Source organism: Aliivibrio sifiae, assembly GCF_002954715.1.
Taxonomy (GTDB): Bacteria; Pseudomonadota; Gammaproteobacteria; order Enterobacterales; family Vibrionaceae; genus Aliivibrio; species Aliivibrio sifiae.
On the sequence record NZ_MSCP01000002.1, the window covers coordinates 991,400 to 993,593 of the forward strand.

The 2,194-nt window shown below is 35.5% G+C and carries 3 protein-coding genes; 1 reads left to right on the top strand and 2 read right to left on the bottom strand.

Annotated features, from left to right (window positions below):
- Positions 1–151: 151 nt before the first annotated feature.
- Positions 152–577: a hypothetical protein gene (locus BTO23_RS15730; RefSeq protein ID WP_065600793.1), complete on the bottom strand. Its 426-nt coding sequence runs from the start codon at positions 575–577 to the stop codon at positions 152–154.
- A gap of 214 nt (positions 578–791) precedes the next feature.
- Between BTO23_RS15730 and BTO23_RS21400 the strand changes: the two genes are divergently transcribed.
- Positions 792–938 (top strand): hypothetical protein, encoded by a 147-nt coding sequence (locus tag BTO23_RS21400; RefSeq protein WP_170066761.1) that lies wholly within the window; start codon positions 792–794, stop codon positions 936–938.
- A gap of 481 nt (positions 939–1,419) precedes the next feature.
- On the opposite strand, the gene BTO23_RS15740 is transcribed toward BTO23_RS21400, so the two are convergent.
- Positions 1,420–2,091 carry a DUF2726 domain-containing protein gene (locus tag BTO23_RS15740; protein ID WP_105063990.1) on the bottom strand — a complete coding sequence of 224 codons (672 nt, stop codon included), beginning with the start codon at positions 2,089–2,091 and terminating at the stop codon, positions 1,420–1,422.
- Positions 2,092–2,194 lie beyond the last annotated feature (103 nt).

The window sequence follows — 2,194 nt, forward strand, 5'->3', positions numbered from 1 at the left end:
TGCATAACACGTTTGCTACCGTGCAGATTAAGCCTAAATTTACCACTTAATGCGGTAAACCCAAAGAAATCTAGAATGCCGAATGTAGCAAATCGTGTTGATGCGATTGTTATAACGTGCATTAACAGCGTACTTCGAAATTAAATTTACATTATTCTGTTTTATTTACAGCTTTCATTGATTGATTTAAAAACATCTTAATCATTCGCTTACTGATAAAGTGAACTCCTAGACTTATTAGGATCGCATCTACAATTACGGTGAATCCAAGGATGAAAAACAATTTGTTTAATTCCATTTGCCCTAATGATAAAACGACCAATGACTCACACAAACTTGCCCACAAAATAAAATAAGCGGTTAAACGTATTTTTTCATTTTTAGTAAATTGACGAGGATAGGATTTAGTAAAGTGAAGACATATTAAAGTTATAGTCACATATAGAATAATCACTAATCCAGCGGCGCCAAGTTGTACGCTTGGAAGAAATGTTGCTATTGTAAGACCAAATGCAATCCAGATAATTGGTAACAATATTGAGTAGAGGAAGATTTTAGGTGTTTTTACGCTATTCATAACAAGTCCTTTTAATTAGATTTGAACACTTATTGCTCAAAAAAGAAATTACTACAAAAAGAATAAAGCGATGCCTACTTCTAGATATTATTCGAGCGACTTCAAATTAGAATATAATCCCAAAAACGTTATAACGCTGGCATAACACGTTTATTACCATGCAGACCAACCTGAATTTTACGGCCTTAACCACAAAACCCAAGACAAACCCAGAATGCCGAATGTAATAAATCGTGTTGATGCGATTGTTGTGCGTACTTACTTTCGGCTTGGTCAACTTGGAAAAGAACTGCCCCGCCAAGATTTTCCAAGCCCTGATTCTAATTTACCAATGCCAATTAAGCGAACAAAATGTTCTTAAATTGCGAGATAAAGTAAATGGAAAACAGATACATTTTTTACGCCATTTGAACGACTTGGTTTCAGCAAGTTTGAAACTGAAAAACCAAATACACTCGCCACAATTGGGATTGAAAATGCTACAAGAAAAACACTGATGCAGACTAAAATGAGGCATAACCAAAGAACAATTGAAGCGTAAAATAGCTTCTGAAACGCCTGAACTTAGGGAAATAAGGGCTAATTTGCCGAACCTGATAATACGAAAACCAAAAGGCAACAAAGAAGAAATTTACGCTTACTAAGCCGAAACTACGAAAGCCGCGATCCTTTTGATGAACCGTGCAAAAAATTTCGGACTCAGTACGCACAACGCCTGCATAACACGTTTGCTACGATACAGACCTAGCTGAATTTTAACGCCTTAATCACTGAAACTAAAGGCAAACTGACAACGCCGAGTGTAGCAAATCGTGTTGATGCATTTGTTATAAGCGTACTGATTATTCAGATATTTTCTGTTCGATATGCCTACATTTTGGAAATGAACTACAACCCCAAAATTCATTGCCAACTGATTTACCCTTTTTAGCCACTTTAAGAACCATATTCGATGAACATTTAGGACAATGTTTATCGGCGGATTCAAGGCCAAAACTAGACATTTCAGTTTCATCATTTGATAAGACACTTTGTAAGCTGTACCTGATACTTTCGATGCTATAAGCTTGTTTAGCAGGTACACGAATAAGTGGAAAATGAGCCGATTCACAAGCACTTTCTAAAAATTGGTCTCTAGACTTTCGTTTAGCATTATTATGAGAACTGTCGTCTAACTCGATTGCACAGATAACTGATAAGTCATTTTGATTACACAAAATGAAATCAAAATGTTTGGCTGATATTTTATTAAACGCGGTTTGCCATGCTGATTTTGTCATTCCTTTTTCAGGTGCAATAACATCAGCAACACGAACTTTACCAAAAACTAGTACATTATCAGTAGCTACGGCTTGTTGCAGCACACCAAAAAATGAACGTTCTGCGGGAGTAAATAATGCCCCAAGTTTACGATAAGAATGTTCACTTTTAGCCGATGATTGGCTTGATTTAAGCTTAGTAATAAAAAATAAAACTAGAATAAAAATCAAAGCTATTACGATTAGAATTTCCACGATATCTCCATTAATTCAACCTTTACTTCCATATCTTGGCCTAGTTTAAAGTAACCAAGAAACAGTTGTAATTACCATTTCAATTTAAGCTTATAACGCCTGC

Excerpts from the sequence above, each read along its gene's own strand:
- BTO23_RS15730 (WP_065600793.1), bottom strand. The coding sequence starts at position 577 with ATGAATAGCGTAAAAACACCTAAAATCTTCCTCTACTCAATATTGTTA.
- BTO23_RS21400 (WP_170066761.1), top strand. The coding sequence starts at position 792 with ATGCCGAATGTAATAAATCGTGTTGATGCGATTGTTGTGCGTACTTAC.